The sequence below is a fragment of the Lautropia dentalis genome (genome assembly GCF_003892345.1).
GTDB lineage: Bacteria > Pseudomonadota > Gammaproteobacteria > Burkholderiales > Burkholderiaceae_E > Lautropia > Lautropia dentalis.
In genome coordinates this window covers 1,361,035-1,387,624 of record NZ_RRUE01000002.1, presented here as the reverse complement: position 1 = coordinate 1,387,624, position 26,590 = coordinate 1,361,035, and the positions used below count along the sequence as shown (strand labels likewise).

20 protein-coding genes are annotated in these 26,590 nt (G+C 65.3%); 11 read left to right on the top strand and 9 right to left on the bottom strand.

Going from position 1 to position 26,590, the window contains the following annotated elements:
- Nucleotides 1–58 precede the first annotated feature (58 nt).
- Nucleotides 59–3,112 carry an efflux RND transporter permease subunit gene (locus EHV23_RS13625; protein WP_125096548.1) on the bottom strand — a complete coding sequence of 1,018 codons (3,054 nt, stop codon included), beginning with the start codon at nt 3,110–3,112 and terminating at the stop codon, nt 59–61.
- The gene (locus EHV23_RS13620; protein ID WP_125096547.1) at nt 3,109–4,236 is read right to left on the bottom strand and encodes an efflux RND transporter periplasmic adaptor subunit; all 1,128 of its coding nucleotides are present in this window, start codon (nt 4,234–4,236) and stop codon (nt 3,109–3,111) included. Before EHV23_RS13620 ends, EHV23_RS13625 begins: the two co-directional genes overlap by 4 nt.
- Nucleotides 4,237–4,383: 147 nt before the next feature.
- On the opposite strand from EHV23_RS13620, the gene EHV23_RS13615 reads away from it, so the two are divergent.
- Complete coding sequence (locus tag EHV23_RS13615; RefSeq protein ID WP_125096546.1) at nt 4,384–5,049, top strand: TetR/AcrR family transcriptional regulator; 666 nt, start codon at nt 4,384–4,386, stop codon at nt 5,047–5,049.
- A 101-nt stretch (nt 5,050–5,150) separates the two neighbouring features.
- Nucleotides 5,151–5,450, top strand: coding sequence for a BrnA antitoxin family protein (locus EHV23_RS13605; protein WP_125096545.1), 300 nt, complete (start codon nt 5,151–5,153; stop codon nt 5,448–5,450).
- 224 nt (nt 5,451–5,674) lie between these two features.
- On the opposite strand, the gene EHV23_RS13600 is transcribed toward EHV23_RS13605, so the two are convergent.
- The 4 genes from EHV23_RS13600 to thiD (EHV23_RS13585) form a co-directional block, all read right to left on the bottom strand.
- Nucleotides 5,675–6,412, bottom strand: coding sequence for a glutathione peroxidase (locus EHV23_RS13600; protein ID WP_125096544.1), 738 nt, complete (start codon nt 6,410–6,412; stop codon nt 5,675–5,677).
- Between the two features lie 327 nt (nt 6,413–6,739).
- Nucleotides 6,740–8,125 (bottom strand): SLC13 family permease, encoded by a 1,386-nt coding sequence (locus EHV23_RS13595; protein ID WP_125096543.1) that lies wholly within the window; start codon nt 8,123–8,125, stop codon nt 6,740–6,742.
- A gap of 123 nt (nt 8,126–8,248) precedes the next feature.
- Nucleotides 8,249–9,094: an undecaprenyl-diphosphate phosphatase gene (locus EHV23_RS13590; RefSeq protein ID WP_125096542.1), complete on the bottom strand. Its 846-nt coding sequence runs from the start codon at nt 9,092–9,094 to the stop codon at nt 8,249–8,251.
- Nucleotides 9,095–9,200: 106 nt separating this feature from the next.
- Nucleotides 9,201–10,124 (bottom strand): bifunctional hydroxymethylpyrimidine kinase/phosphomethylpyrimidine kinase, encoded by a 924-nt coding sequence (thiD, locus tag EHV23_RS13585; protein ID WP_125096541.1) that lies wholly within the window; start codon nt 10,122–10,124, stop codon nt 9,201–9,203.
- Nucleotides 10,125–10,555: 431 nt separating this feature from the next.
- Between thiD (EHV23_RS13585) and thiD (EHV23_RS13580) the strand changes: the two genes are divergently transcribed.
- The 8 genes from thiD (EHV23_RS13580) to EHV23_RS13545 all read left to right on the top strand — a co-directional run bounded on the left by thiD (EHV23_RS13580) (nt 10,556) and on the right by EHV23_RS13545 (nt 19,683).
- Nucleotides 10,556–11,509 carry a bifunctional hydroxymethylpyrimidine kinase/phosphomethylpyrimidine kinase gene (gene thiD / locus EHV23_RS13580; RefSeq protein WP_125096540.1) on the top strand — a complete coding sequence of 318 codons (954 nt, stop codon included), beginning with the start codon at nt 10,556–10,558 and terminating at the stop codon, nt 11,507–11,509.
- A 181-nt stretch (nt 11,510–11,690) separates the two neighbouring features.
- Nucleotides 11,691–13,406, top strand: coding sequence for an ABC transporter ATP-binding protein/permease (locus EHV23_RS13575; protein WP_125096539.1), 1,716 nt, complete (start codon nt 11,691–11,693; stop codon nt 13,404–13,406).
- Between the two features lie 285 nt (nt 13,407–13,691).
- The gene (locus EHV23_RS13570) at nt 13,692–14,075 is read left to right on the top strand and encodes a DUF6394 family protein (RefSeq protein WP_125096538.1); all 384 of its coding nucleotides are present in this window, start codon (nt 13,692–13,694) and stop codon (nt 14,073–14,075) included.
- Between the two features lie 88 nt (nt 14,076–14,163).
- The gene (locus tag EHV23_RS13565) at nt 14,164–15,903 is read left to right on the top strand and encodes a potassium channel family protein (RefSeq protein WP_125096537.1); all 1,740 of its coding nucleotides are present in this window, start codon (nt 14,164–14,166) and stop codon (nt 15,901–15,903) included.
- A gap of 292 nt (nt 15,904–16,195) precedes the next feature.
- The gene (locus tag EHV23_RS13560; protein ID WP_125096536.1) at nt 16,196–17,257 is read left to right on the top strand and encodes a TetR/AcrR family transcriptional regulator; all 1,062 of its coding nucleotides are present in this window, start codon (nt 16,196–16,198) and stop codon (nt 17,255–17,257) included.
- 10 nt (nt 17,258–17,267) lie between these two features.
- Nucleotides 17,268–17,939, top strand: a complete 672-nt coding sequence (locus EHV23_RS13555) for a protein-L-isoaspartate O-methyltransferase family protein (RefSeq protein ID WP_125096535.1) — start codon at nt 17,268–17,270, stop codon at nt 17,937–17,939.
- Between the two features lie 4 nt (nt 17,940–17,943).
- Nucleotides 17,944–18,267, top strand: a complete 324-nt coding sequence (locus EHV23_RS13550; RefSeq protein WP_125096534.1) for a rhodanese-like domain-containing protein — start codon at nt 17,944–17,946, stop codon at nt 18,265–18,267.
- 3 nt (nt 18,268–18,270) lie between these two features.
- A complete protein-coding gene (locus EHV23_RS13545) occupies nt 18,271–19,683 on the top strand; it encodes a TolC family outer membrane protein (protein ID WP_125096533.1) in 1,413 nt (470 codons plus the stop codon).
- A gap of 124 nt (nt 19,684–19,807) precedes the next feature.
- Here the strand turns inward: EHV23_RS13545 and EHV23_RS13540 are convergent, their stop codons facing one another.
- Both EHV23_RS13540 and EHV23_RS13535 read right to left on the bottom strand, forming a co-directional pair.
- Nucleotides 19,808–21,247 carry a 3-deoxy-D-manno-octulosonic acid transferase gene (locus EHV23_RS13540; protein ID WP_125096532.1) on the bottom strand — a complete coding sequence of 480 codons (1,440 nt, stop codon included), beginning with the start codon at nt 21,245–21,247 and terminating at the stop codon, nt 19,808–19,810.
- Nucleotides 21,248–21,308: 61 nt separating this feature from the next.
- Nucleotides 21,309–22,733 (bottom strand): phosphomannomutase/phosphoglucomutase, encoded by a 1,425-nt coding sequence (locus tag EHV23_RS13535; RefSeq protein ID WP_125096531.1) that lies wholly within the window; start codon nt 22,731–22,733, stop codon nt 21,309–21,311.
- A gap of 329 nt (nt 22,734–23,062) precedes the next feature.
- Here EHV23_RS13535 and EHV23_RS13530 point away from each other — a divergent pair, with 329 nt between their 5' ends.
- Nucleotides 23,063–24,175: an NAD-dependent epimerase/dehydratase family protein gene (locus EHV23_RS13530; protein WP_125096530.1), complete on the top strand. Its 1,113-nt coding sequence runs from the start codon at nt 23,063–23,065 to the stop codon at nt 24,173–24,175.
- A gap of 32 nt (nt 24,176–24,207) precedes the next feature.
- Here the strand turns inward: EHV23_RS13530 and asnB are convergent, their stop codons facing one another.
- On the bottom strand, nt 24,208–26,169 hold the full coding sequence (gene asnB, locus EHV23_RS13525; protein ID WP_125096529.1) for an asparagine synthase (glutamine-hydrolyzing): 1,962 nt from the start codon (nt 26,167–26,169) through the stop codon (nt 24,208–24,210).
- Nucleotides 26,170–26,590 lie beyond the last annotated feature (421 nt).

The window sequence follows — 26,590 nt, the reverse complement described above, 5'->3', positions numbered from 1 at the left end:
CAGGCATCAAACGCCGATTTCGGCCTCCATCTCACCCACACTGATCCGCGAAGACCCCTTATTCATTGCGCTTAACTCGGAACCAAGCCGCATACAGCGCGGGCACAAAGAACAACGTCAACAGGGTGGCCACTGCCAGTCCACCCATAATGGCAATAGCCATTGGCCCCCAAAGCGCCGAGAAAATCAACGGAATCATCGCCAGGATGGCGGCCAGTGCTGTGAGTACCACCGGACGAGTACGGCGCACGGTGGCGTTGACGATGGCCTGCCAGCGTGGCTCTCCCACAGCGATGTTGCGGTCGATTTGATCGACCAGGATTACCGAGTTGCGCATAATCATGCCGGCCAGTGCAATGACACCGAGCGTGGCAATGAAACCAAACGGAACCTGGGTCAGCAGCAAAGCCAGGCTGACGCCGATCATGCCCAGCGGCGCGGTCAGCACGACCATGAACATGCGACTGAAACTCTGTAACTGGATCATCAGGAACGTGGCCCACAGAAGCAACATCACTGGCATGACAGCCTGAATGGAGGCATCAGCCTTGACGCTTTCTTCGATGGTGCCGCCAGTGTCGATGCGGTAGCCGACTGGCAACCCGTCTCGGATGTCCTGCAACATGGACTCGATCTGGCGGGACACGTCCGGCGCTTGTGCCCCCTGTACGTCGGCGCGCACGCTCAAGCTCGGCAGCCGGTTGCGCACCCACAGCCCGCCTTCTTCTATCACCGGTTCGATGATGGCCACCTGGCTCAATGGCACACTACGGCCATGAGCTGTGCGAATGGTCAGCTCGCCCAGTTTCTGTGCATCGAGGCGTTCCGTCTCCACGGCACGGGCCACTACATCAATCAATTCCGTACCTTCACGTACCTGGGTGACGATGGCGCCACTCAGCAGGGTTTGCAGAGTACGAGAAATTTCCTGGGTGTTCAGGCCCAATGCTCGAGCGCGATCCTGATCGACCATAAGGCGCAGCGCCTTGGTGCGTTCGTGCCATTGCAAGTTCACGTCACGCACATTAGGGTGTCTGCGCATGCGGTCCCGCACCCGTGCGGCGATTGCGCGCACAGTATCCGGATCAGCCCCGCGCACGCGGAACTGCACCGGGTAGCCCACGGTCGGCCCCAACTCAAGCCGGTAAACTCGGGTGCGGATATGCGGGAAAGCTCGAGGCAGACGGTCGCGCAGGTCGGCTGCCAACGCACTGGCCTGTTTCAACTCGTGCGGATAGACGATCAACTGCGCGTAGTTGAGCTTTGGCGTTTCCGGATCTAGCGACAGATAGAAGCGCGGCGAGCCGCTACCCACATAGGCGGTGAAGTCGCGCACGCGCGCATCCCTGCGCAACAGTTGCTCGACCCGCTCGGTCTCGGCCAGTGTCGCTGTATAGCTGGCACCTTCCTCCAACTGCACGTCGATGAGGATTTCCTCGCGAGGCGAGTCCGGAAAGAATTGCTGCGGTACGAACTGGATCGCTACCAGAGACAACACAAAGGCGGCTGCGGTGGCGGCCAACACGGTCTTGCGATGTGCCACGCACCAGCCGATCTTGCCGCTGAACCACTGATGGAAACGTTGATGTACATCGCCATGGCCATCACTACCATGTGGCTTGATCTCAGGCAGCAACTTGACGCCCAGATAGGGCGTGAACAGCACCGCAACCACCCAGGACACTAGAAGCGAAATAGTCACGACCCAGAAGATCGCGCCGGTAAACTCGCCGGTGGAAGACTGCGCAAACCCCACGGGCACAAAACCAGCTGCGGTGATCAAGGTGCCGGTCAACATCGGGAAAGCTGTACTGGTCCAGGCGAAACTGGCAGCCTTGAAACGGTTCCAGCCTTCTTCCATTTTCACCTGCATCATCTCGACAGCGATGATGGCATCATCGACCAGCAAGCCCAGCGCGATAATCAGCGCCCCCAGAGAGATGCGTTGCAGGTTGATCCCCATGCGCCACATGATGAAAAAGGTAATGCTCAGCACCAGCGGTACCGATAACGCCACCACGACGCCGGTGCGCAGGCCCAACGCTAACAGACTCACGCCCAAAACAATGCCTAGCGCCAACACAAAGTGGCTCAAGAACTCATTTACCGAGCGCTCCACCAAAGTCGGCTGATCGACGATCTTCTCTATAGTGATGCCGGCCGGTAGCATCTTCTGCATCTGATCCACCACCGCGTCCAGCCGCGGGCCCAGCCTCAAAATGTCGCCACCCTCGACCATCGACACGGCCAACCCGGTCACACGCTCACCGTTGCGGCGCATCGACATCTGAGGCGGGTCGATGAAGCCACGCGTGACTCTGGCTACGTCCCCCAGCCGGAAGGTGCGCCCGCTTATCTCCACGGGCGTGTTCTCGATATCGTGCACCGATTTCACAGCCCCATCTACACGGATATGGATACGTGCCCGCGCTCCCTCGACGACCCCGGCTGGCTCGACGGTATTCTGGCGGCGCAGGCTATCCAGCAACTGCATGGGAGCAATGCCCAACTGAGCCAGCCGGGCATGACTGAATTCTACGAAGAAGCGCGGCTCCTGCACGCCCAGCACAAGCACTTTGGAGACATCGGGTACTTCCAGCACACGCTCGCGCGCAGCCAGCAACACCTGCTTCATCCGCACGTCATCGAAGCCATCGGCATGGAAAGCGTAAATGGAGCCGAAGGTATCACCAAAGTCATCATTGAAGAACGGCCCCTGGATGTCTTCCGGCAAGGTGTGGCGTATATCGCCGACGCGCTTGCGCGCCTGGTACCAGCTTTCTTCTATCTGGGCCTTGCGCGTGCTGTCGTGCAGCACTAGGAAAATCGTCGCCTGCCCGGGCCGGACGTAGCTTTGTACGTAATCAAAACTCGGCACTTCCTGTAACGTGCGAGAGATCTTCTCCACCACCTGCTGCTCAAGGTCACGTGTAGTCGCACCCGGCCATGCTACGTCAATGGTCATTACCTTGATGGTCAGATTCGGGTCTTCGGCGCGCCCTAACTGGAAGTAGGCCAGCGCGCCCAGCATTAGCGACAGGAGCATGGCGAACGCCACCAGCGCACCATGGCGCAAACCCCAAGCGGACAGGTTGAATCCTTCTCTTCTCATGGCAGGCGTCCATCCCACACCCGAACCGCCACGTTGGCGTCGAGCCGATGCACGCCAGCAACGACCACGCGCTCGCCCGGCGCGACACCCCTGGCGACCGCGATGGTGTCGGTACCCATCGCGGCCAACATGATGGGCCGCAGCTCCAACTGCGTAGCATCATCCGGTAACACCCAGACAGCGGGCTGTTCACCCTGCTGGAACAACGCAGAGATGGGCAGTTGCACATGTGTACCCGCCGCACCCTTGAAACGCACAGAGGCGGTCATGCCTAGGCATGCAGCCTCGGGTAGTTCCGGCAACGCCACGCGCACACGGTAGGTACGTGTGGCGCCATCTGCCACGCTGGCAACCTCGCGCACGATTCCGGTCAGCTCCACACCCGGCAGACTGAGCAGGCGCACAGTGGCAACTTGCGCCTGGGTAAGCTGGCCGATACGGCTTTCCGACACATCGACTTGTACCTCCTGCTCACCAGTATGTGCCAATCGCAGCACGGGCGTACCAACAGCCACAACCTGACCGGCTTCAGCCGCCACGTCGGCAATAGTGCCCGCAGCCGGCGCTGTCAGCGTAGCGTACGCCAGATCGTTGCGCGCCCGATCCAGCCGACTCTGCGCGGCCCGCACCTGCGCCCTGGCCTGGATGCGCTGCGTTTGCAGCGCATCGAAATCTGCCCCTGCAATGGCTCCGGACCGTGCCAAGGCACGGTTGCGGCCAACATCGCGCTGCACCCGCGCCAGAGTGGCCCGAGCTTGCGCCAGATCGGCCTGCGATTCCTTTATGGCAAGCTTGAATGGCGTGTCGTCCAGCCGTGCCAGCACGTCACCTCGGGCGACGGTAGCACCCACGTCAGCTCGGCGTTCAACGATGCGCCCAGGCACGCGGAATGCGAGCTGACTTTCAACGCGAGGGACTAGCGTGCCCGAGAAGGTGATCCCTGCCCCCTCCATACTACCGGGCTGGGCGACGACAACGCGAACCGGGATCGCACCGGAAGCCGTCTCGGGTTGATGATCACAGCCTGCCAAGGCCGCGAAGACGGCGCCGATGAAGGTGCCAAACAGAATAGCTCGCCACATTGGAACCACGTGGTTGAGCACATGCAGGGAATGCTGGTACATGAAGGACTCTCGAAGGCTTGGGAAACAAGGCTTTGGTGAGCGAATGGTGTACCAAGACAGAATTTTGTACTGATTCGGAAGGAATATTTGAATTCTGTACCGGATAGACTAGAATAGTCAAGAGTTATTTTTCAAATCGGTACAAAAATGGCGATACGACCACGCGGAAGGCCACGTGCCTACGACCCTGAACAGGCTCTTGAATGCGCCCTGCACGCGTTCTGGAAAGGCGGCTACTCCGGTACGTCTCTGGACACGCTGGCTGCGGAAACCGGACTGAACCGGCCCAGTCTCTATGCTGGGCTGGGAAACAAGCACACCATCTACATTAAGGCAATGCGACGCTTTCAGAGGCGCGCACGAGAGCGTTTCGGCGCTGCGCTAGCATCTCAACCCGACGACCGGTCGTTCGTTGACGTGATCGCGCGGTATCTGCACGCGGTCATCGAAGTAGACGGCCCTCATGAGAGCATCGGAGTCAGTGGTTGTGCCGTGATCTCGACCGCTACGGCAGAAGCCTTGACCGATCCCGAGATACGACAGGTACTTGATGAAGTTCTGGAAGAGATGGATAGCCAGCTTCAACACTGCTTACAGACGGCTGTGGCCAACGGGATGCTTGCACCGAAGACCGACGTCGAAACACTGGCTTTTCTACTAGCTTCAACGGCCCACAGCATCGGCATTCGAGCACGCGCCGGGAAAACGAAGCAGGACATGGAAAAGCACGTGGATGCGCTGGCACGTGTCATTGGCGCCACTGTACAACCGGAGGCCACACATCGTCGCAGTCCAAGTCGACGGAAGGTATGAGGATGGAGTTCTTCTTAGAGCATATTTTGGACTCAGAAAGGAGCAGACGCTGATTCGCGTCATTTCCGCCAGCGACATGCACCGAAAGGAGCGAGCCTTTTATGAACAGAAAGCATAAGGATATCCCGGTCTTCCATGACGAAGCCGATGAACGGGCGTTCTGGGAAGCACACGACTCCACCGGGTATCTGGACTGGTCCCAGGCCAGGCAGGCCATTTTCCCTGACCTGAAACCCACGAGCAGGACGATTTCCCTGCGGTTGCCCCAGCATCTGCTGGATGCCATCAAGGTTGCGGCCAATGCGTGGGATGTGTCGTATCAATCGCTGATCAAGACCTGGCTGCACAAGAAGGTCCAGGGCAACTGCCTCGTAGCCACCCCCTTCACGTTCAGCTTCTGAACCGGCTTCGGGGCGGCGGCCAGGCCCCCACACAAGACGGACGCCGATAACAAAAGCCCCTGGCATCCATGGTCAGCTCCCGTTGCGTCAACGGGTCTGCCGGATACCGGGGCCAGCGCGGGGACAAATGAGTCCAGGGCACGTTCTGGACGATCAGCCACCCAGAACGGGGGGTAATCCAGAAGGCAGAGCGCTCTGCATCTGCCTTTCGCAGCGGCAAACGCTCATTGCGCCTTGAAGTACGCCTCCAGATCGTCGCTGCCGCCGATGTGTTTGCCACCAATGAAGACCTGCGGTGCGGTAGCACGGCCGGTGATGGCACGCACGGCCACGGTGCTGGCGTCGCGGCCCAGCACGATTTCTTCATACGACAGCCCCTTCTCTTTCAGCAGGGCCTTGGCCTTGGCGCAGAACGGGCAGCCGGGCTTGGTGAAGATGGCCACCGAAGGCGGATTCTGGTAGTCGGGTTTCAGGTACTTGAGCATGGTGTCGGCGTCGGACACCTCGAACGGATCACCCGGCTTGTTGGGCTCGATGAACATCTTCTTGACGGTGCCGTCTTCGACGTACATCGAGTAGCGCCACGAGCGTTTGCCGAAGCCCAGGTCGTCCTTGTCGACCAGCAGGCCCATGCCGGCGGTGAATTCGCCGTTGCCGTCGGGGATGAAGCGGATGTTTTCGGCGTCCTGGTCGTCCTTCCAGGCGTTCATGACGAAGGTGTCGTTGACGGAGACGCAGAGAATGCTGTCGATGCCCAGGCTTTTGAACACCGGATACAGTTCGTTGTAACGCGGCAGGTGGGTGGACGAACAGGTGGGCGTGAAGGCGCCCGGCAGCGAGAAGACGACGACCTTCTTGCCAGCAAAGAGTTCATCGGTGGAAACGTCCACCCAGGCATCGCCCTGGCGGGTGTGGAAGACGACGGAAGGAACCTTCTTGCCTTCGTGATTGGGAAACTGCATGTGTATGAAACCTCATGAGGATATGTGGAGGAGCGGGCTGCCAACCGGCGAAGAACCACGCCGGCTGCAGGAAGGAAAGGCGGACACCGATGTGCCCATATCAAGGATGCATGCTGCATGACATGGGTGCAACTGCACCAGGACCCGTACGGCCGGTGTGCCGCGCAATGAATCCCATGTCCGGGGGTGCCCTTCGGCTGCAATCGTACCAGTGATTGCAGCAGACGCCGCAGCTGGCGCGTCCCTCAGCACGTACCATGCCCTCCGTCCCGTCTGCCACGACTCCACGGCTTGCCCATGAATCCTGGTTCGCCCGCGAATCCCGGCTTATCCGTGAATCCACCAGAAGTACGCCAGCAGGCCAATGATGAAGGTAGCGGCGATGTTCAGCAGCAGCCCGGCGCGGAACATTTCACCCAGGCGGATGCGGCCGGAGGCATAGGCGATGGCGTTGGGCGGGGTGGCGATGGGCAGCAGGAAGGCGCAGGAGGCGCCACAGGCGATGATGGCAGCCAGTGCCACCCCGGGCAGCTGCAGGGCATGCGCGACCGGTATGAAAATGGGCATCAGCAGCGCGGCTGTGGCGGTGTTGGAGGTGAATTCGGTGAGCAGCAGCACGCCTGCCGCCAGCAGGAGCAGGGTGCTCACCAGATGCTGCTGGCCCATGGCCTGCACGAGGATATCGGCCAGGATTTTGCCGGCACCGGTCTGCTCCACGACGATGGCCAGCACGAGCGCCCCGCCAAAGAGCAGCAGCACGCCCCACTCGGTGTGCTGCTGTATCTGTTTCCAGCTGGCGGCACCACCCACGCACAGCACGACCACCGCCAGCACGGCCAGGACGGCATCGAGGTTCCGGATGGGGTCGGACAGGCCCAGCAGCTGCTGCAGGGGTACCGCCACCTGCCTGCCAAGCACCAGCAGCAAGGCAGCAAGCACGAAGACGATGAGGGTGAAGACACGCCTCCCCGTCAGCGGGACGGGTTCGATATCCACCCGGAAGGGAACGTTGAAGTCGGGGCGCAGCACGACCCAGAGCGACAGCACCATGGCCGGCATCAGCAGGAGGACCACGGGCATGCCGAACGTCAGCCAGTCGGCAAAGCGCAGGTCGGTCAGGATGGCCAGCAGCGCATTGGGCGTGCTGCCCACCAGGGTGCCGATACCGCCGATGCTGGCGCTGAAGGCCACGCCCAGCAGCACGAAGGCATGGAGCTTGCGATGGGTCTTTACGTCGACCTGGCCGAGCATGCCCTGCGCAAGCGGCAGCATCATGGCGGCCACGGCCGTGTTGTTGGCAAACAGCGAGATGAAGGCCGTGATGGCAAACAGGCAGCAGACGGTGAGTTTCAGGCTGCCCCGGCCCAGGCGAATGGCATGACCGGCCATCCAGAGATCGAGCTTCTGGATGTGCAGCACGGCCGCCATGGCAAAGCCACCGAGGAACAGGAAGATGGCGGGTTCGGCAAAGGACTGGAAGGCAGATCGGGTATCGAGCACGCCCAGGCCGATGGCAAACAGCGGGATCATCAGCGAGGTGACGGTGATGCTGAACGCCTCGGTCAGCCACAGCACGGCCACGAACGCCAGCAGGGCCAGACCGCGGTTTTCCACCGGCGCAAAGGGCAGCCCGCGCACCAGCAGGAAGAACAGGACGAGGTCTGCGGCCAGAATCAGCCAGCCTCGCCGGCTGGCGGTCACGGGTTCAGTCACGGTGCGTGTTCCCGGGAGGATGGAATGCCTGGCTCATGCGCTCGCGCGCCACCTGGCCCGCGGTACGTACACCCCGGGGGGATGGGGATGCCTGTTCCGGCCCGCATCCCCAGCGTGCCATCATCAGCCCGCGTTGTGCCAGTTGATGACGCCGGTGTAGGCGGTGGCCAGGATGACCAGGCCAAACACCACACGGTACCAGGCGAACAGGCGGAAGCTGTTGCTGGCCACGAAGCGGATCAGCCAGTGCACGCAGGCCAGTGCCGAGAAGAAGGCGACGACGGAGCCTACGAGGAACAGCGAGATGTCGTCGGCACCCAGCAGGTCGCGGTGCTTCCAGGTGTCGTACACGCTGGCGCCGATGAGTGTGGGGATGGCCAGGTAGAACGAGAACTCGGTGGCCACCTGCCGCGACAGGCCGAACAGCATGCCGCCGATGATGGTGGAGCCGGAGCGGCTGGTGCCGGGGATGAGGGCGCAGCACTGGGCCAGGCCGAGCTTGAGGGCATCCAGCGCGGTGAGGCTGTCGATGTCGGTGACGCGCGGCTTGATGGACTCCTGCCGCTTTTCGACCCAGAAGATGATGAAGCCGCCAACCACCAGGGCGATGGCCACCGGCACGGGGCCGAACAGGTGCGCCTTGATGGCCTTGCTGAACAGCACGCCGAAGACGGCCGCCGGCAGGAAGCCGATGATGACGTTGAGCGCGAAGCGCTGCTGGACGCGGTCGGTGAACAGGCCGGCCAGCACCTTGCCGATGCGCACGCGGTAGTACCAGATGACGGCGAGGATGGCCCCGGTCTGGATGGCGATGTCGAAGACCTGCGCCTTGTCGTCGTTCCAGCCCAGCAGGGAACCGGCCAGGATGAGGTGGCCAGTGCTGGAGATGGGGAGAAATTCGGTCAGGCCCTCGACGATGCCGAGGATGATGGCCTTGACCATGAGCGGGAGTGTGTAGAGAAATTCCATGGGGCTGGATATTAACGCGGCTGAAGAAAAGAAAACGCAAAATCCTCCCGCTGCCGATGTCATCGGTTGCAGCTTCTACAGATTGCAACAGGCCGGGGCAGGTGGTTCATGCCCCGCCGTGTCGCTGCCCCCACAGGGCGTGGAAGTGATGCACCGGCCCATGGCCCCGACCATCGACCCGGCGCCCCACCTGCAGCTGGCCGGAGGCCGACAGCGCGCCCGCCAGATAGTCGCGGGCGGCGCGGGTGGCGGCCGGCACGTCGTGCAGCTGCGGAATGAGGGCGGCCAGTGCGGCCGACAGGGTGCAGCCGGTGCCATGCACGTTGGGGGTGTCGATGCGCGGGCTGCTGAGTTCGATCATCCGCTCGCCGTCGAACAGCAGGTCCACGGGGTCGCCCGGCATGTGGCCGCCCTTGAGCAGCACCCAGCGCATGCCGCTGTCGGACATCAGCCGGCGCAGGCGTTCGGCCGCCCGGTACATGTCGGGCACACTGGTGGGCGCGCTCTGGCCCAGCAGCAGTGCGGCCTCGGGCAGGTTGGGCGTGATGACGGTGGCCAGCGGCAGCACGGCGTCGCGCAGCATGTGGATGGCGTCGGAGGTGAGCAGCACGTCGCCGCCCTTGGAGACCATGACAGGATCGACCACCAGCGTGGGCAGCGTGCCCGCGGTCAGCCGCAGACCGAGCGCGTCGGCCACGGTGCGGGCGATGGTGGCGGTGCCGAGCATGCCCAGCTTGGCGGCATCGATGCGCACGTCGTCGAACAGGGTGTCGATCTGAAGGCGGATGAAGTCGGACGATACCCCCTCGATGCCGGTGACATGACGGGTGTTCTGCGCAGTAAGCGCGCAGATGACGGCGCAGCCGTAGGCGCCGAGAGCGGAGAAGGTCTTGACATCGGCCAGCACGCCGGCGCCCCCGCTGGGGTCCACACCCGCCACGGTGAGCACGTTGGGGATGATGTGGGCAGGTGGTTCGGGGGAGCGGGCCGGGGCGGCCCAGGGGGTGGGGCCCGGTGCGATGAGCGTCATGGCAGATACTCCGGAAGCGGCCGTTCTGGCCGGAAAGCCACGAGGCATCATCCTATCATCTGGTGACACACCGTGCGTTGCATTGTGTCCCCGCCGCCATACGGTACCTGTGACGGGGACGCGGCCGGCATTGCCCGGACAGCGGCGGGGCAGCCTGCCTGCCCACGACGCCCGTTACTGAATATCCGGGAGTCCTCTTCAGTCGCTGCCAGCCTGAGCGGCAACCGCTTCCCTGCCGAGATCCGGCAGAAACCCGTGCGGGAACGAACAAATTCATGACAGGCTCTGGCCGGCTTTGCGGACTTCTGCGATCATGGCGGGTTGTGCGCATCGCGTAGCCGCAGTCCATCCAGACAGAGGCTGCCATCCGCGGTACCACGTTGCGCACCTGTAGCCCTTTCTCTCCTTTCGGGCGCCCTGCCCTGTCTCCCATGTCTGCCCGCATCCCGAACATCCTGAGCATTGCCGGTACCGATCCCACCGGGGGTGCCGGCATCCAGGCCGACCTGAAGACATTCGGAGCACTGGGCACCTACGGCATGGCGGTAGTCACGGCTATCGTGGCGCAGAACACCCGGGCGGTGACGCAGGTGGCGGCCCAGCCGCCGGCGCTGGTCGCGGCCCAGCTCGATGCGGTGTTCGACGATGTCCGCGTGGACGCGGTGAAAATCGGCATGGTGGCCGATGCGGACATTGCAACGGTAATTGCCGAACGGCTGGCGCGGCACCGGCCACCCTTCGTGGTATTCGATCCGGTGATGGCCGCGAGCACCAAGGGTGCGCTGATGAATGAAAGCCAGCTGGACGACATCCGCCGGCTGCTGCTGCCCCGGGTGACGCTGCTCACCCCCAACCTGCGCGAGGCCGGCCGTCTGCTGGGCCAGCTAGCCCCCGTGGACGAGGCCGGCATGCGGGCCTGTCTGCCGGCGCTGCACGCGCTGGGCGTGAAGAACGTGCTGCTCAAGGGTGGCCATCTGGACGGCGGCGAAGCCGTGGACCTGCTCAGTACGCCAGACGGTGTGGTGCGGCTAGCCTCGCCACGCATCGAAACCCGTCACGGACATGGCACCGGCTGCACGCTGTCGTCGGCCATTGCGGCACTGTGGGCGCGGCTTGCACAGACGGCAGAACCCACGGGAGGCCCCATCCCCATGGATGGAGCAACGGTCAGCGACGGGGCAGCTGCGGTAAAAGGTACGACCGCGGGCAGCTACACAACAGCAGGTAGCACGACCACGGGCAACGACACAGCCGCGAACATCGATACCGTGCATCTGGAAATGGCCGTGCGCCAGGCCAGGGCCTATCTGACCGGTGCGCTGGTCAATGCCGATATCCTGCAGGTGGGGCATGGCAGCGGCCCGCTGCATCACTTCTGGAGCTGAAGGGGCTGAACATCGCCGGCCTGCCATACGCCGCCCACACACCTGCCACACGATTCCGCACACCTGCCATCAGGCAGTTCCCGGGCTTCTGCCGGCCGTCCACGACATACGCCCGGACAGCCCCCTGCCCCGCTGCCGGTCTGCCACTGATTTCCTCCTGATCCGAAAGGCTTCGCCTGCCATGCTGACGATACGACGTTTTCTGGCGCTGGCCGGCCCGTTCTGGTTCCGTGCGAGGCAGTGGCGCGAATGGGTGCTGCTGGCCGCGATGATCGGCTGCACGCTGGGGCTGGTGCGCGTGTTCGTGCTGATCAACGCCTGGAACAAGACCTTCTATGACGCACTGGCGGCCTTCGACAGTCCGGCACTGCCCGGGCTGATCGGCGAGTTTCTCCTGTACATCGGGATGATCACCTTCGTGGCCACGGTGGGCAGCTGGCTGCGCAAGACGCTGCTGTTCCGGTGGCGGGCCCACCTGACCGGTGACTTCGAGGAGCGCTGGCTGGACGACGGCCGCCACTATCGCCTGCAGATCACGGGCGAGCCGGACAACCCGGACCAGCGGATTGCGGAGGACATCCTGATGCTCTCGGAAAAGAGCATCGACCTGTTCAAGGCCTTCATCCAGAACGCCACCAAGCTGGGGGCGTTCATCGTGGTGCTGTGGCAGCTCTCGGGCGTGCAGACCTTCGAGCTGTACGGCAGGAGCTGGACCATTCACGGCTATCTGGTGTGGATTGCGCTGATCTGGTCGCTGGCCTGCACGCTGGTGACGCACATCATCGGCCGCTGGCTGCAGCCACTGAACGTGGAGCGCCAGCACCGCGAGGCCGATTATCGTGCCACGCTGCTGCGCATCCGCGACCATGCGGAGCAGATTGCGCTGTACCGCGGCGAGCACGCGGAGCAGGCGCGGCTGCACGAGCGCTTCGGCCGCATCCGCGACAACTGGCGCGAGCTGATCACGCGCGAGTTCAAGCTGGAGGTGTTTTCCACGGCCTATCTGCGGGTGAGCTTCTTCATTCCGGTGGTGGCCACGCTGCCGATGTATCTGGCAAAAACCATGAGCTTCGGCAGCATGATGCAGGCCGGCACGGCGTTTTCCAGTGTGCAGGACGGCTTTGGCTGGTTCATGGACTATTACAAGCGCATCATGGAATGGGCGGCCGTGGTGGAACGTCTGGGACGTTTTCAGGAAGCAATGGCGGCGGTCGATGGCCAGAAACCGGCAGGGGCAGATGATGGGGCGCAGATGCCCCTGATCGACGTGGCGGGGCTGGCGCTGCACTCCGCGGAAGGCAGGCTGCTGGCACGGAGCGTGCACTTCAGCGTGCAGCCATCGGAATGGCTGCTGGTCGATGGCCGCAGCGGGGTGGGCAAGTCCACGCTGCTGCGCACGCTGGCTGGGCTGTGGCCCTGGCATGCAGGGCATTTCCGGGTGGCTCCGGGCAGCCTTTTCCTGCCGCAGCGCCCTTACCTGCCGCTGGGCAGTCTGCGCGAGACCGTGGCCTACCCCGACGGCACGCTGCCCGACGATGCCACGCTGCAGCGGCTGCTGGATCTGACCGGTCTGGAGCGGCTGGGGGGTGTACCACCAGATGAGGAGCGGGAGTGGCACCGCATCCTGTCGGGGGGCGAGCAGCAGCGGCTGAGCCTGTGCCGGGTGCTGCTGCGCCGGCCGGCGGTGCTGTTCCTCGACGAAGCCACCAACCAGCTCGACGACATCTCGGCCGAGGGGCTGATGCAGATGCTGCGCCGCGAGCTGCCCGACACGCTGGTGGTGGGCATCAGCCACCAGCAGCCGGTCAAGCAGCTTTTCGGGCGCAGACTGGATCTGGGAGCGTTTGCCCCGGTGCCGGACCCGGCCGTGCATGGCGAACTACCTGTCCAAGGTTGAAGGATTCATTATCAGAAGCCGAAGCCACCTCGCCCGGACAGGCAGACAGGCTGCCGGATGAATGCCGGCGCCCTGCACACACCGGCAGCAGGGGTATTGAACGGCGCACACGTGGGGACAGCACATCCCATGCATCACCAGAACGCATGAATGCCCGGGCTTCGGGTTCACCTTCGCGGCACACTGACGTAACATGCAAGAAGGCGCGGCTCCGTGGAGGAAGCCCCGAAGCGTCCGGCGGACCTGTCCGTCCCCCCTGTCTGACTTTCATCGCCTGTCCCCGGTATGAATCTGGAAAAGGTCGTCTTTGCGTTCTTCACGATCCTGGCCTGCACCCTGAACTTCGGTTTCTTTCTGGGTGAGATCGACCGGGCAGATTTCCACCATCCGGCCGAGCTGTTCATCGCCGTGGTCATCAATCTGATCACGCTGATCATCAAGTTCGGCGACCGCACGCAGATGGGCGCCACGCACCTGGCCACCAGTCTGGTGGCCACGACGCAGCTGCTGTTCGCCTCGCTGGTCTGGATGTGGGTGGAGCAGTTCGCCGGCGCGCCGCTGGACGGGCACACCGTCAGCATCATCGTGTCGCTGTCGGGCGGGGCGCTGATCGCCAATCTGGTGTCGGTGTGCCTGCTGATCGGCGAGACACTGCGGCAGACGCGCTGAACCGCGCTGCGTCCGCTGTTCCGATGTCCAGGCCCTCTGCCCGGTTCCGCACAGGCACGACGCTGCCCCCCTCACGGATCGACCCGCCATGATCGACGTCATCTACATGATCCTGCGGCGCCTGCGGGTGCCGCTGATCATCCTGATCGCGGTCTATGCCATCTCGATCTTCGGGCTGGCCATCGCCCCCGGCGTCGATCCGGACGGCAATCCGTGGCGGATGGGGTTTTTCCACGCCACCTACGTGATGAGCTACACCGCCACGACCATCGGTTTTGGCGAGCTGCCCTTCCCGTTTTCCGACCAGCAGCGGGCGTGGCTGATCATCACCATCTACATGTCGGTGATGGCCTGGACCTACGCGGTGGGTTCGGTGTTTGCCATGACCACCGACCGCACCTTCCGCCGCACGGTGGCGCGCAATGTGTTCCGCTGGCAGGTGAAGCGGCTGTCCGAACCCTTCTTCGTGATCTGCGGGGCCGGCCGCAGTGCACTGGCCCTGGCCCAGGCGCTGGACCAGCTGGGGCACCGGCTGGTGGTGGTGGAGATCAGTGACGAACGCGCCACCCGCTTTGCACTGAACGAGTTCCTGAGCCCGCCACTGATTCTGGAGGCCGATGCGGTACACCCCGGCTCGCTGAAGGATGCCGGCATCCACCGCCGCATCTGCCGCGGCGTGATCGCCCTGACCAGCGACGAGCGGGCCAACCAGACCATTGCCATCGGCGCCAAGCTGCTGCGCGACGACATCACCGTCATCGCCCGGGTATCGGACGCCGAGGGCGCCACCAACCTGCATGCGTTTGGGGATGTGCACGCCATCAACCCCTTCCAGGTGCTGGCCACCAACCTGTCGCTGGACATTGCCGCACCCGAGGTGCTGCGACTGGAGGACTGGGTGACGGCCGCCCCCGGCACGCCCATTCCCACGCGGATCAACCTGCCCAAGGGCAAATGGGTGCTGGTGGGCTACGGGCGCTTTGGCCAGACCATCTCGGCCACGCTGGACGAATCGCGGGTGGGGTGGAAGGCCATCGACCCCGACCGGGCGCTGGCCGGCGAGGCACGATTGTTGCGTGGCGACAACTCCGAAGGATCGCTCAAGGCAGCCGGTGTGGCACGGGCCAGTGTGCTGGTGGCCGGCACCGACAACGACACCATCAACCTGAGCGTCACCACCATTGCGCGGCGACTGAATCCGGACATCTTCGTGATCATCCGCCAGAACCAGTCGGCCGACCGGCTGCTGATCGATGCGGCCCGCGCCAACCTGCGGGTGGTACAGTCGCAGCTGGTGGTGCGCGAGATCCTGCAGACGCTCAAAACGCCGATGCTGGGCGATTTCATCACGCTGGTGCGCCAGCGCGGCAATACGGCCGCCAGCCAGGTGATCGAGCACATCATGGCCACCGTGGGCAACGCCTCGCCCCGCAACTGGGCCTTTCACTGCGACCCGACCCAGCCGGGGCTGTTCAACGCATTCTTTCGCAACCGCGGCGGCAGTGCGCTGACCATCGAGCAGATCCTGCGCGATCCGCGCCACTACGAAACCCGGCTGCCGGCCCTGGCGGTGATGCTGGTGCGCCGCGGCGAGCGGGTGCTGCTGCCCGCGCCGTCCACCGAGCTGAAGCCAGGTGACCGGCTGCTCTTCATGGGGCTGGAAAGCGCCCAGCGCCTGCAGCTGAACTTCCTCGAAGACCCTCTGGCGGTGGACTATGTGCGCACCGGCATCCAGCGGCCGCGTGGCTGGCTGTTCCGCCGGCTCGACGCCTGGTGGACGCTGCGGCAGGAGCGCCTTGGAGCACGGAAAGGGCATGGGAAGCCCTGAAGAAAGCGCTGTCCCTCCCCTGCCTGACCCTGCCCGCGTACCGAACCGGAGGCAGAGGCCGGTGTCGCGCCCGGGTTGCGCCCCGGCCGGATCGCAGGCCAGCTGCATCGCAGGTCAGCCGGGCCCCCTCTGCAAAAGTCTGCGAGCACTTTGAGCCCAGGATCGGGATGCGCCAGAAGCGTCAGTTGCCACTTCCCTGATTTGCCGCAAATTTCAGCACTTTTGACAGGTGCATAATTGACGGACATATCGGAAGGCGATATTATTAATGACCATTTAGTCATTAATACATATGGTGAACACGTCCCCCCAGACCGCAGAAAAATGCAAACGCACCCGTGCCTGGGAGCGCCGCAAGGAGCACCGGCCCGGCGAGCTGCTGGATGCCGCGCTGGAAGTTTTCGTGGCCCGGGGTTACGCGGCTGCCCGCCTCGACGACGTGGCGGCGCGCGCCGGTGTATCCAAGGGTACCCTCTATCTCTATTACGCCGGCAAGGAAGATCTCTTCAAGGCCGTGGTGCGGGTCAACATCGTGCCGGTCATCGAGCAGTTCCGGCAGCGCATCGAGCAGGCCACCGGCAGCAACGAAGAGCTGCTCACCAACGTGCTCACCGACTGGTGGCACTGCTTCAGCCAGCCGCATATCGGCGGCATCATCAAGCTGATCATCGCCGAGGCCAGCAACTTTCCCGAAATCGCCCGCTTCTTCCACGAAGAAGTGGCCAGCATCGGCCATGGCGTCATTCGCCAGCTGATCCAGCGCGGCGTGGAACGCCAGGAGTTCCGCAAGCCCTGCGAGATGGACGTGGCGGCCCACCTGGTGATGTCCCCCCTGGTCATGAAGCTGATCTGGGCGCACTCCATGACCCAGTGCGGCGTTCCGCAGCTCGTGCCGTGCGGTGCCGAGTTCATCCATCATCACGTGGCGCTGATCCTGTCGCTGCTGCGCACGCCCGGCACCGGCCTGCCCGGGCCATCCGCATCGGCCGGTGATACGGCCTGCCTTGCCCCCGCCGGCCACCCGGCAGTCCCTGCACATGGTGCAGGCCCGGCCAGCCCCCGGACAGCCGGTGATGACAGGGTTGCCAGCCCTGCGGCAAGCAGTGCCTCTGCCGCCGCTGCGGCCGGTACGATTCTCTGGCCGTCGGGGCACACCTGCATCCCGCCCTGCCTGCAGGGGCACATGCCTGCATCGCGGGAACATACCCCTGCGTCGAGGGAACATGCCTCTGCACCGCAGGAACATACCCCTGCGTCGCGGGGGCTTTCCAGTACGACCACCCCAGGCATCAGCGGCCCGACCGGGCATTCCCGGCCAGCCCCAACCCAACCAACCCCGACCCAACCAACCTGAGCGCAGCGCCATGAACCTCGAGCAAGCCCGCTTCAACATGATCGAACAGCAGATCCGCCCCTGGCGGGTCAACGACGCCCGGGTGCTCGACATCCTGGGCAAGGTACCGCGGGAAGAATTCGTGCCGCAGTCCTGGCGCGGCATGGCCTATGCCGACACCGAGGTGCCGCTCAACATCGGCCCCCGGCCCTCGGGCCAGGTCATCCTGCCGCCGCGGGAGGATGCCCGCATGCTGCAGGCCCTGCAGATCCAGCCCCACGAGACCGTGCTCGAAGTGGGCACCGGCTCGGGCTACGGCACCGCGCTGGTGTCGCACTGTAGCCGGCTGATCCAGAGCTGGGAGATCGATCCCGAACTGGCGGCCTTTGCCGCCGCCAATCTGGCCCGCACCGGCCTGGACGATGGCCTCGATCTGCATGCCGGTGACGGCCACGAGGCCCTGAAGGCGACCGATGCCCGCTGGGATGTGATCATCCTGTCGGGAGCGGTGGTGGTGGAACCGGGCGACTTCCTCGCGCGCCTCAACCCGGGCGGGCGGCTGTTCTGCTTCATCGGCGAGGCGCCGGTGATGGAGGCCCGCGTCTACACCCGCACGGCCGAAGGCATTGCGCCGCTCAACATCTTCGAGACGATGGCCCCGCCCCTGAAGGGCTTCCCCACCGTCAACCACTTCCATTTCTGACCCGGTGAACCGCCTCACGCCCGCCCAGCTGGCCGCATGGCTGGCCGATCCGCAACGCCAGCCACCCCTGCTGCTGGACGTGCGTGAAGAGTGGGAATACGAGCACGTCTGCCTGCCGGACGCGCACAATGTGCCGCTGGCGGAGCTGCCGGCCCTGATCGGCCGGGCGGACCCCGGCCAGCCGGTGGTCTGCATCTGCCATCATGGCATGCGCAGCCTGCAGGCCATGCGTTTTCTCATGCACCACGGTTTCGAACAGGTGTACGACCTGATCGGCGGCATCGACGCGTGGGCGCTCCAGCAGGAACCGGGCATGACACGGTACTGAGCCATGAAACGCACCTCCCTGCCCGCCCCGCGCTCCCGCAAGGGGGTCCCCCTGCGCCTGGCCCTGACGCTCGGCCTGCTGTCCGCCGCCCTGGCGCCTGCCCATGCCACCGGGCTGCAGGAGGCCTTCGAGGCTGCACAGCACAACGATCCATCGCTGCAGGCGGCCCGGCAACAGGTCGACACGTCCCGCGAGCTGCGCCGGGCGGCGCGCGGCGTGCTGCGCCCCTCGGTGGCTGCCGTGGCGACGGCCGGCAAAGGCCGGCTGCACACCAACATGAAGGCGCCGGGCAGCTACCACAACCAGCTGGCGGGCCTGGTGCTGAGCATTCCGCTGTACCTGCCCCAGGAACGCGCCCGCGTGAGCCAGGCCGAGGTGGGCGAACGGCTGGCCTTCAGCCAGCTGGCGCAGTCACTGCAGCAGCTGGCCACCCAGGTGGCCTCCAGTTATTTTGCGGTGCTGCAGGCGCAGGATGCCGTGGCCGTGGCCGAGGCGCAGGGCGCCGCCATCCAGGAACAGTTCGAGGCCGCCCGCGAGAGCTATGCGGCCGGCAACGCCACCATCACCGACCAGCAGGAGGCCCAGGCACGGCTCGACCTGAACCGCGCCCAGCTGGCGGCGGCGCGCAATACCCTGATCAGCCGTCAGGCCAGCTTCACCCAGCTCACCGGGCTGCCCGGCACCCATCTGAACCCCCTGCCCGGCAATGCCCCCCTGCGTCCGGTACCACCGGAGCCGCAGGCGTGGTGGGAGGCCCAGGCCCGCACCCGCAGCTTTCTGGTCCAGCAGGCCGAACTGGGGATGGAAGCCGCCCGGCGCGGCCTGGATGCCGCCAAAGCCGCCCACTACCCCTCCGTGGGAATCGTCTCGCAGGCCGCCACCCAGCACGGCCAGACCAATCTCACCGTGGATACGCCCATCCAGCGCAGCCGCGATGTCTCGGCCATGCTGCAGGTCCAGGTGCCGCTGTATGCCGGTGGCAGCCTGCAGGCCCTGGAGCGCGCACAGGCGGCCACCCTGGGAAAACGCGAGAGCCAGCTCGAAGCGGCCCGCCGGGGCGCTGCCCAGCAGGCGCGCGACACCTACCTCGCCCTGCAGAGCAGCCTGCAGCAGGCCGAAGCCCTGCAGGCCGCCGTGCGCTCCAGCCAGCTGGCGCTGGAATCGAACAACACCGGTTATCAGGCCGGGGTACGGATCAATGTTGACGTGCTGAATGCCCAGCAGCAGCTGTTTCAGGCACGGCAGAATCTGGCGGCCACCCGCTACGCGGTGCTGCTCAACCAGCTGCGGCTCAAGGCTGCCATCGGCGGCCTGAGCGACGCCGACATCGAGGCCGTGGACCGTCAGCTGCAGGTGCGGGCGGGAGGGCCGGGCGCGGCACCGTCACCAGGCCCCTCTTCTTTACCTGCACCCTGAACCTGCAGGCAGACCGCGCAACAGGACGCTGCGCTGCACGCAGCCCCGACGTAGCCGTCGATGGCGCGGATGACAGCCGTCAAGGCCAACTGGCACGTATGGTGCAGACCGCATCGGTCGCGGATCAGCCCGCATCCAGCCGGGCAGGCGGCGGCGTGGTATTCACCAGCGGCACGGCCGGCTTGCCCAGCGTGCGTTCCAGCAGGGGGGCCAGCGCCTCCAGGGTCCGTTCGAGGGCGCCCCGGTGCGCCTGCGCAAACGCCACCCCGGCCTCGGACATGGCACCGCGCCGCTGACTGTCGGCCGCCAGATCGAGGGCGACGGGAATGGCCTCGCGCGGGTTTTCCACCTGGATGGAGGCGCTGAACAGGATGGACGCCTCGGCAGCCTGCTGGAAGTTGTACACCGACGGCCCCAGCACCACCGGACAGCCGGCGGCATTGGCCTCGATCAGGTTCTGTGAACCGAAAGGCAGCAGCGAACCGCCCATCACCGCCACATCGGCGGCGGCATACCAGGCCTGCATCTCGCCCATCGAATCGCCCAGCAGGACACCACTGGCGCTGAAATCGGTCTGCGGATCGTCGAATGCGCGACGGGTCAGCGGCGCCCCGCCGGTATAGCGCTCGATCAGCCGCGCCACGGCCTCGAAGCGGTTGGGATGCCGCGGGACGACAATCAGCAGTGGAAGCAGATCGTCCTCCCCCCCGCCCAGACGGGGATGGCGGTGCAGCAGTACCTCGCGCCAGCTCTCCAGAATGAGCGCCTCTTCGCCCTCCCGGGTGCTGGCCGCCAGCACGACCGGCCGGTTGCCCAGCCGCTTGCGCCAGCCCTGCCCCCGTGCCTGCAGCACGAAATCCGCCGGCTGGTCGAACTTGAGGTTGCCGGTCACGGCCTCGGGACGCTTGCCCAGCAGGGCAATGCGTTCGGCATCGTCCTGCGTCTGGGCGATGATCATCGAGAACCCCGCCACGGCCGGCCGGATCAGCGACTCGAAGCGCTGTCCGCGGGCCAGCGAGCGCGGTGACAGCCGTGCATTGACCGACACCAGCGGCACATCGTGCCGGTTGGCCGCCGCCACCAGATTGGGCCAGACCTCGGTTTCCATGATCAGACCGATGGCCGGGTTCCAGTGCGTCAGGAAACGCTCGACCGCCCCCGGTGTGTCGTAGGGCAGATAGCTCTGCGCCAGCCGCCCGGTCAGATCCTTCAGGCGCTCCTGTCCGGTGGCCCGCCCCGTGGGCGTGGCATGGGTGAGCAGGATGGGCACATCCGGCCACGCCGCCGCGCACTGGCGCAGCAGCGGCAGCATGGCCACCGTTTCGCCCACCGACACTGCGTGCACCCACAACGGCCGCACCCGGCCGGTGTGCCAGGTGTCGATGTCGGCCGTACTGCGCTCGGCCGGCCAGAAGCCCCAGCGCTCGCCCCAGTGCTGGCGGTACTCGGGTTGCGCCAGACTGCGGTAGAGCAGATAGCACCCCAGCAGCGGCGTGGCCAGCCGCCAGCCCCAGCTGTACAGCCAGAGGGCGCGACGGTCCGGAACGGCATCGGGAGGAGGCATGGCAGACACGGGGGCGGAGACGTGCAGGGAGGGAAGAAGCCGGGAGGAGGACGGACAGGACTCAGAACGGCACCACCAGCCCGGGGCGCACGGCCAGCAGTGCGGCCCTGATGCTCTGCTGGATGCGGGCCAGCGCCGCCGGCGTATCGGCCTCGAAGCGCAGCACCAGCACCGGGGTGGTGTTGGACGCACGGACCAGACCGAATCCGTCCGGATATTCGACCCGCAAACCGTCAATCGTGATGATATCCGTTGCGCCGTCAAACGTACCGTGCTGGCGCAGCGCCTCGATGACGCCGGCGTTCTCGCCCTCACCCAGGGCGATGTTCAGCTCGGGCGTGCTGGCGGCATCGGGCAGCGCCTCCAGCACGACCCCCGGGTCGTCCACGCGCGCCAGAATCTCCAGCAGCCGCGCGGCCGTATAGAGGCCATCGTCGAAGCCATACCAGCGATCGTTGAAGAAGATGTGCCCGCTCATCTCGCCGGCCAGTCTGGCACCGGTTTCCTTCATTTTGGCCTTGACCAGCGAATGGCCGGTGCGCCACATCAGTGGCTCGCCACCACGCTCGCGAATCCAGGGCGCCAGATTGCGGGTGCACTTCACGTCGTAGATGATGGTCGCCCCCGGATGCTGTTCCAGCACATCGGCGGCATAGAGCATCAGCTGCCGGTCGGGGAAGATCATCTGCCCACTGGGGGTCACCACACCCAGCCGGTCGCCGTCACCGTCGAAGGCCAGGCCCACGTCGGCCCCATGGGCCTGCACGGCGCGGATCAGGTCCTGCAGGTTTTCGGGGTGAGCCGGATCCGGGTGATGGTTGGGAAAGTGCCCGTCCACCTCGCAGTACAGCTCGACCAGATCCGTCACGCCCAGCGCACGCAGCAGCTGCGGAGCCACCGCCCCGGCCACGCCGTTGCCGGCATCCACCACAACCTTCAGCGGGCGGGCCAGCTTCACCTCGCCGGCAATGCGCTGGATGTAGTCGGGCACCACGTCCCGCGTGCGCAGCTGGCCGGGTGTGGGCGCAAACAGCGCCGCATAGCGGGCCGGATCGGCAATGCTGGCGGCCAGGTCGCGGATGTCGTCGCCGTGCAGCGTGCTGCCGCCCAGCATCATCTTCAGCCCGTTGTATTCGGGCGGGTTGTGACTGCCCGTCACCGCCACCCCGGTACCGCAGCCCGTCAGCACCGTGGCAAAGTAGACCACCGGTGTGGGCACCATGCCGATGTCGATCACATCGACCCCCGCCGCACACAGCCCGGCCGCCAGCGCCGATGCCAGGGCCGGCCCCGACAGGCGCCCGTCACGGCCCACCACCACTTCGCGAATGCCGGCCGCCCGGGCCCGCGCCCCCAGCGCCAGCCCGATGGCCGATACCGCCTCTTCGGTGAGCGCGGTGGCCACGATGCCGCGGATGTCATACGCCTTGAAGATGGCCGGCGACACGGCAGGCGCCTGGGCAGGAGGGAGGGAAACGCGGGTCATGGGAGGATCCTCGGAGGCAGGAATGAAAGGCGGTGGACGGCGAGAGAAGAGGCAACGAACAGGAAGAGAAACAGCCGGGCGACGCAAAAGCCAGGCAATGCTGGAAACGGACGTGCAGAAAAAAGGTGGAGCCCAGCAGCTGCAAAATGCGCCAAAGCGCTGCAAAGGGCCAAAAACCGGTAAATCCGGTAAAAGCCCCTGCCTCTGCCACACCGGCAGACGAAAGCGTGCACAGCCTGACATATTCTGCGCCAGACGGGTGAAACGGCCTTCCGGCCCCTCCGTGTTTGGAGCGCCTCCGCCAGTCACAGAATATACAATCTTCCACCATGGAAGACCCGATCAGCAAGCCCCCGCCCTCCCACGGATGTGTGGTCGTGACCGGCGCTGCCGGTTTCATCGGTCGACACCTCGTGCGCCAGCTGCTCGACGCTGGCCATGCCGTCCGTGCCGTCACCCGCGATCCCGACCAGCTGCGCCGGAACTGGCCTGACGGATGGCCGGCAGAATCCACGGCCCCTGCCCTGCAGCTCGTGCGTCACCCGGGCGTGGATGCCGGGGCCGACTGGCAGCCGCTGCTGGCCGGGGCCGTGGCCGTCGTGCATGGGGCCGGCATTGCACACGTGCCGCTCGACGCCAACCGCAACAGCCAGCGCCAGCTCTGGCGCGTCAACGTGCGCGGCCCGCGCCAGCTGGCCCTGGCCGCCGCCCGGGCCGGCGTGAAGCAGATGATCTTTCTCAGCTCGATCAAGGCTGCCGGTGAATGGTCCACCCCGGGGCACCCGCTGCGCGAGGACGATCCCCCCCGCCCCGAAGACTGTTACGGTTACGCCAAGCTCGCCGCCGAGCGCCACCTGCAGCGCCTGAGCATCAACCACGGCGGACGCCTGCTGGCCCTGCCGGACCCCCTGCCCGCCTTCACCGTGGCCCCCTTTGCGGCCCCCCCGGACAGAAACACGGCCAGCGGACGCGAGCGCCTGCGCATCACCACCATCCGCCCGCCGCTGGTCTACGGCCCGGGCGTGAAGGCCAATTTTGCCGCCCTGCAGAAACTGGCGGCCAGCGGCCTGCCGCTGCCCCTGGGCCGGGTGAACAACGCCCGCAGTTTCCTGGGCATCGACAACCTGTGCGATGCCATCCTGCAGATTCTGGCGCACCCGGAGCGGGCCGGCGGTCTCTACCACCTCAGCGATGGCCCGGCCGTGTCCACGCCAGCCCTGATCCGCGCCATGGCCGATGCCGCCGGCAGGCCCGTACGGCTGCTCGACGTGCCCCCGGGCCTGATGGCCGGCCTGACCCGTCTCATCGGCAAACCCGGCATATGGCAGCGCCTGGCCGGCACCCTGGCGGTCGACAACCAACGCTTCTGCCGGCAGTTCGGCTGGACGCCGCCCGTCCCCCTCGAGGAAGGGCTGCGGCGGATGCAGAACGGCGGAAGCTGACGGAACCGGCAGACGCGCCGGCCCCACGCCCCTCAGTGCCTGTCCTGCAGCTCCGACCAGGCCTGGAACATCAGCACGTCCCACAGCCAGTGCTGCCAGTTGCGCTTGCCGGACAGGTGCTCCAGCCACTTCTGGCGTACCGGCGCCGGTTCGAAAATACCCTCCCGGCGCAGGCGCGACTCGTCCAGCAGGTTTTCGGCCCAGTCGCGCAGCGGCCCACGCAGCCAGGCGGCAATGGGCACCGCAAAGCCCTGCTTGGGCCGCTCGATGAGTTCACGCGGCACGTACTTGTACAGCACCTGCCGCAGCAGCCACTTGCTCTGGCCATCGCGCAGCTTCAGGTTCTGAGGCAGCCGCCAGGCAAACTCCACCACCCGGTGGTCGAGCATCGGCACCCGGCTCTCCAGCGATACCGCCATCGAGGCACGGTCCACCTTCACCAGAATGTCGTCGGGCAGATAGGTCAGCGCATCCAGCGCCATCATCTGCTGCACGCCGTCCAGCCCCGGCAGCTCCGGACGGTTGCCCGTCACCAGCGTGGGCGGCTCCTGCCCGCCGATCACGATCGAGGCCGGGTCGCGCCAGTGGCTGACAAAACCCAGATACAGGTCTTCCACCGAGCGGGCGTCCATCACGCCGGCGCTCTTGTGCAGCTTCTCGCCCAGGTTCACATACCCCGACATCACCGGCAGACGGCCGGCCACGCGGTCCCACTGGTCGGGCGACAGCGTGGTCATCATGCTGGCCATCAGGCGGCGCACCGGCAGCGGCAGCGAACTGATCCGCCCCCACAGCTGCTGCGTCATCTGGTAGCGGTTGTAGCCGCAGAACAGCTCGTCGCCCGCATCGCCCGACAGCGACACCGTCACGTGCTGGCGGGCCAGCTGCGACACCAGGAAGGTGGGAATCTGCGATGAGTCGGCAAACGGCTCGTCGTACATGTGCGGCAGGCTGGGGATGACCGCCAGGGCCTGCTCAGGCTGTACATACAGCTCGGTATGCTCGGTGCCCAGATGCCTTGCCACCGCCTTGGCGTGCTCGGCCTCGTTGAAACCCGCCTCGTGAAAGCCGATGGTGAAGGTCTTCACCGGCCGCGATGACTGCGCCTGCATCAGCCCCACGATGGTCGACGAATCGATCCCGCCCGACAGAAAGGCCCCCAGCGGCACATCGGCCATCATCTGCTGGCGCACGGCGCTGCCCAGCAACCCGTCGAGCTGGGCGATCGCCTCGATGTCCGTGCCCTTCCACGGCGCCGCCACACCGGCGCGCGCCACCCCGGCCAGCGACCAGTACGGCACGGAAGCCGGCAGCTTCTGGTGCTGCAGATCCTGCGGGGACAGGGTCAGATAATGCCCCGGCAGAAGCTTGGCAATACCCTTGTGAATGGAATGGGGCGCCGGCACGCAGTTGTGGCGCAGCAGCAGCGACACCGCCCCCCGGTCGATCTCGCCCGCGAAGGACGGATGCTCGCGCATGGCCTTCAGCTCGGACGCGAACAGAAACGCAGCGCGCCCTCCCTGCCCCTGCCAGCCGTAATACAGCGGCTTCTCGCCCAGACGGTCACGTGCCAGCGTGAGCGAGCGGTCGTGCCGGTTCCACAGGGCCAGTGCAAACATGCCGATGGTGCGCTTGAGCGTCTGCTCCACGCCCCAGGCGTCGAAGGCCGCCAGCAGGGTCTCGGTATCGGAATGGCCCTGCCAGGCCGGTGCCCTGCCCTGCTTCTCCAGTTCCTCGCGCAGGGCCTGATGGTTGTAGATCTCGCCGTTGAAAACGATGACCAGACGACCCGAGGCCGACTGCATCGGCTGATGCCCTGCCGGCGACAGGTCGATGATGGCCAGCCGCCGGTGCGCAAGCCCCAGCCCCGTGTCCGGATCCACCCAGGCCCCTGCATCGTCCGGCCCCCGGGTGACGATGGCACTCGCCATTTGTAACAACTGTTCGGAGGAGGCCCGTTTCCCGGGTTCAAAGTATCCTGCTATTCCGCACATAGATCAGCGCCAGCCGAAGTGGAAGGGGGAGAATGAAAAGGACCCAGTCGGCGAACCTTCGAAGGCTCCACGTGCTGGCGTAATGAGGCCCCCGCGCTGCGGGGTACGCCTCACAGAAAGCCACTGAAAACGCAGGCGACGCCGTAACAGAGGACGCTGGGCGTCACACTTTGCCACAACTATCCGGATCCGGTCCGCATGAAGCACAAGGAAAGCGTTGCACCTTTCCAAAAACAACACACTTTCATACATTATTTCTGATCCGAATACATTTTTGATCATATAGAAACATTACGCGACCATACAAGGAAAGCTCTGCATAAGTCGGCGTACTTTGGCCCCAGGATCGGGATGAGCCAGAAGGCATCGTTTGCCGGCAACAGGCGTGCCATTGCCGCCAGACGACAGCCCCCTGGATCGC

Excerpts from the sequence above, each read along its gene's own strand:
- thiD (WP_125096540.1), top strand. The coding sequence starts at position 10,556 with ATGTCTGCCCGCATCCCGAACATCCTGAGCATTGCCGGTACCGATCCC.
- EHV23_RS13540 (WP_125096532.1), bottom strand. The coding sequence starts at position 21,247 with ATGCCTCCTCCCGATGCCGTTCCGGACCGTCGCGCCCTCTGGCTGTAC.
- thiD (WP_125096541.1), bottom strand. The coding sequence starts at position 10,124 with ATGACGCTCATCGCACCGGGCCCCACCCCCTGGGCCGCCCCGGCCCGC.
- asnB (WP_125096529.1), bottom strand. The coding sequence starts at position 26,169 with ATGTGCGGAATAGCAGGATACTTTGAACCCGGGAAACGGGCCTCCTCC.
- EHV23_RS13625 (WP_125096548.1), bottom strand. The coding sequence starts at position 3,112 with ATGAGAAGAGAAGGATTCAACCTGTCCGCTTGGGGTTTGCGCCATGGT.
- EHV23_RS13590 (WP_125096542.1), bottom strand. The coding sequence starts at position 9,094 with ATGGAATTTCTCTACACACTCCCGCTCATGGTCAAGGCCATCATCCTC.
- EHV23_RS13570 (WP_125096538.1), top strand. The coding sequence starts at position 13,692 with ATGAATCTGGAAAAGGTCGTCTTTGCGTTCTTCACGATCCTGGCCTGC.
- EHV23_RS13600 (WP_125096544.1), bottom strand. The coding sequence starts at position 6,412 with ATGCAGTTTCCCAATCACGAAGGCAAGAAGGTTCCTTCCGTCGTCTTC.
- EHV23_RS13620 (WP_125096547.1), bottom strand. The coding sequence starts at position 4,236 with ATGTACCAGCATTCCCTGCATGTGCTCAACCACGTGGTTCCAATGTGG.
- EHV23_RS13605 (WP_125096545.1), top strand. The coding sequence starts at position 5,151 with ATGAACAGAAAGCATAAGGATATCCCGGTCTTCCATGACGAAGCCGAT.
- EHV23_RS13535 (WP_125096531.1), bottom strand. The coding sequence starts at position 22,733 with ATGACCCGCGTTTCCCTCCCTCCTGCCCAGGCGCCTGCCGTGTCGCCG.
- EHV23_RS13575 (WP_125096539.1), top strand. The coding sequence starts at position 11,691 with ATGCTGACGATACGACGTTTTCTGGCGCTGGCCGGCCCGTTCTGGTTC.
- EHV23_RS13545 (WP_125096533.1), top strand. The coding sequence starts at position 18,271 with ATGAAACGCACCTCCCTGCCCGCCCCGCGCTCCCGCAAGGGGGTCCCC.
- EHV23_RS13560 (WP_125096536.1), top strand. The coding sequence starts at position 16,196 with ATGGTGAACACGTCCCCCCAGACCGCAGAAAAATGCAAACGCACCCGT.
- EHV23_RS13555 (WP_125096535.1), top strand. The coding sequence starts at position 17,268 with ATGAACCTCGAGCAAGCCCGCTTCAACATGATCGAACAGCAGATCCGC.
- EHV23_RS13615 (WP_125096546.1), top strand. The coding sequence starts at position 4,384 with ATGGCGATACGACCACGCGGAAGGCCACGTGCCTACGACCCTGAACAG.
- EHV23_RS13565 (WP_125096537.1), top strand. The coding sequence starts at position 14,164 with ATGATCGACGTCATCTACATGATCCTGCGGCGCCTGCGGGTGCCGCTG.
- EHV23_RS13530 (WP_125096530.1), top strand. The coding sequence starts at position 23,063 with ATGGAAGACCCGATCAGCAAGCCCCCGCCCTCCCACGGATGTGTGGTC.